The organism is Falsochrobactrum shanghaiense (assembly GCF_003149535.1).
GTDB lineage: Bacteria > Pseudomonadota > Alphaproteobacteria > Rhizobiales > Rhizobiaceae > Brucella > Brucella shanghaiense.
In genome coordinates, this window is record NZ_QGDB01000028.1 from 1 (window position 1) to 2445 (window position 2445).

The following is a 2445-nucleotide window of genomic DNA, read 5'->3' on the forward strand; positions in this document are numbered from 1 at the left end:
GGGGTTATCGGCATCCAAACGGGACCCCTTATTAGAGGGTAACATGATCTTCGGTTTTCAATCGGAGGTTATCTATTTGGATGCTTGTAGTGGAGACGATTTCAAAGATACGTCGCCTTGCCCATGTGCAGGGTAAATCGATCAAGGCGATCTGCCGAGAGCTTGGCATATCGCGCAAAGTTGTGCGGAAGGTTCTGCGCAGTGAAGAGACGGAGTTCAAATACGAGCGTTCCCGTCAGCCTCAGCCCAAGCTCGGTCCCTGGCGGGATGATCTCGACGGAATGCTTCTGGCTAATGAAGCCAAGCCATCGCGTGAACGTTTGACGCTGATCCGGCTATTCGAGGATTTGCGCGATCTGGGCTACGAGGGCGGCTACGACACCGTCCGGCGCTACGCCCGCACCTGGGCGAAGCAGCGCGGATCCGTGACAGCGGAAGCCTATGTTCCCCTCTACTACGCACCGGGCGAAGCCTACCAGTTTGACTGGAGCCACGAGATTGTTGTGCTGAACGGTGTGACGACAAAGGTGAAGGTTGCGCATGTTCGGCTCTGCCACAGCCGGATGATGCATGTCAGAGCCTATCCACGCGAGACGCAGGAAATGGTCTTTGACGCACATGATCGGGCCTTTGCCTTCTTCGGCGGGGCGTGCACACGCGGTATCTACGACAATATGAAGACAGCGGTGGAAACGGTCTTTGTCGGCAAGGAGCGGCAATACAATCGCCGCTTTCAGCAGATGTGCAGTCATTACCTGGTCGAGCCTGTGGCTTGCACACCGGCTTCGGGCTGGGAGAAAGGCCAGGTCGAGAATCAGGTCAATCTGGTGCGGGAGCGCTTCTTCACGCCGCGCCTGCGCTTTAAATCCTACGATGAGCTGAACGGTTGGCTGCTGGACAAATGCATCAGCTACGCGCGCGCCCATAAGCATGTCGATCAGAAGGAGCGCACGATCTGGGAGGTGTTCGAAGAGGAGAAGCCCCATCTGGTCGGCTATCCCGGCAAGTTTGATGGCTTCCACGCCATACAGGCCTCTATCGACAAGACCTGCCTCGTGCGTTTCGACAACAACAAATATTCGGTGCTATCGAGTGCGGTCGGTCGTCCGGCCGAGATCCATGCCTATGCCAATCGCATTATCATCCGGCAAAATGGCGTCGAGATTGGCCAGCATGAACGCTGCTTCGGCCGTGGCGAGACGATTTACAATCCATGGCATTACGTTCCGGTCCTGGCACGCAAGCCGGGAGCGCTAAGGAATGGAGCGCCATTCCATGACTGGGTTTTACCAGCCTCCATGGAAAATGTGCGCCGAAAGCTCAAGGCCATGCATGACGGGGACAGGCAGATGGTGTCGATCCTCGAATGTGTCGGCATTGACGGTCTTCCTGCGGTCGAGGTGGCCTGCCAGGAGGCACTCGATCAGGGCGTATTCTCCGCCGCTGTGATCATCAACATTCTGGCTCGCAAACGTGACCCACAGCCCACCGCCATCCTTTCCATCCCCGATGCGCTTCGCCTGACCCATGAGCCTTTGGCCGATTGCGCGCGTTACGACAGCCTCAGGAGGGCAAGCTGATATGGAACGATCCCAAATCTTCGACATGATGAGCACATTGAAGCTTTACGGCATGCGCGGTGCTTATGACGAGATCATGGCCTCTGGCATCAAGCGACAGCACGAACCACCGCGCATCGTCGGCGAGCTATTGCAGTCGGAGATCGCCGAGAAACAGGCGCGCTCGATTAAATACCAGATCACCGTAGCAAAGCTGCCGCTGGCCAAGGATATTGACGACTTTGACTTTGCCGGCACCCCGGTCAATGAAGGCCTGGTGCGCCACCTCGCAACCGGAGCTTTCCTTGCTGAGCAGCACAACATCGTTCTTGTCGGCGGAACTGGCACTGGAAAATCTCACCTGTCCATCGCACTTGCCCGCGCCTTGATCCGTAACGGCGCACGCGGACGCTTCTATAACGTCGTCGATCTCGTCAATCGTCTTGAGACGGAGGCGCGTAATGGTAAGCAGGGCCGTCTTGCCGACTTTATCACCAGACTTGACTTCGTCATCATGGATGAATTGGGCTATCTCCCGTTCGCCCAGGCCGGCGGTCAGCTCCTCTTCCATCTCATCAGCAGGCTCTACGAGCGCACCTCAATCATCGTCACCACAAACCTGACGTTTGGCGAATGGCCAGCCGTCTTCGGCGACGCAAAAATGACGGCCGCTCTGCTCGATCGGCTTACTCATCATTGCGAGATCATTGAAACGGGAAATGAATCGTGGCGCTTCAAAAATCGGTCTCAAAGCTAAAGCCGAAGAACGATAATGATCCGCACGCGCGGCCCTTGCGCTAAATTGAGAGCTTCAGGGCCGCGCGCGCTAACCGTTGCAACTTAAAGGAGGGGTACTTTTTGGACGCCGATAAGGGGTCCCGTTTGG

At 56.6% G+C, this 2445-nt stretch carries 2 protein-coding genes; both read left to right on the forward strand.

The features are described from left to right. Window positions 1-80 precede the first annotated feature (80 nt). Window positions 81-1580, forward strand: a complete 1500-nt coding sequence (gene istA / locus DKP76_RS18840) for an IS21 family transposase (protein WP_109708175.1) — start codon at window positions 81-83, stop codon at window positions 1578-1580. 1 nt (window position 1581) lies between these two features. Continuing rightward, the gene (istB, locus tag DKP76_RS18845) at window positions 1582-2316 is read left to right on the forward strand and encodes an IS21-like element helper ATPase IstB (RefSeq protein ID WP_109708176.1); all 735 of its coding nucleotides are present in this window, start codon (window positions 1582-1584) and stop codon (window positions 2314-2316) included. Window positions 2317-2445: the final 129 nt, after the last annotated feature.

Coding starts and splice junctions, on each gene's coding strand:
- istA (WP_109708175.1), top strand. CDS start 81: ATGCTTGTAGTGGAGACGATTTCAAAGATACGTCGCCTTGCCCATGTG.
- istB (WP_109708176.1), top strand. CDS start 1,582: ATGGAACGATCCCAAATCTTCGACATGATGAGCACATTGAAGCTTTAC.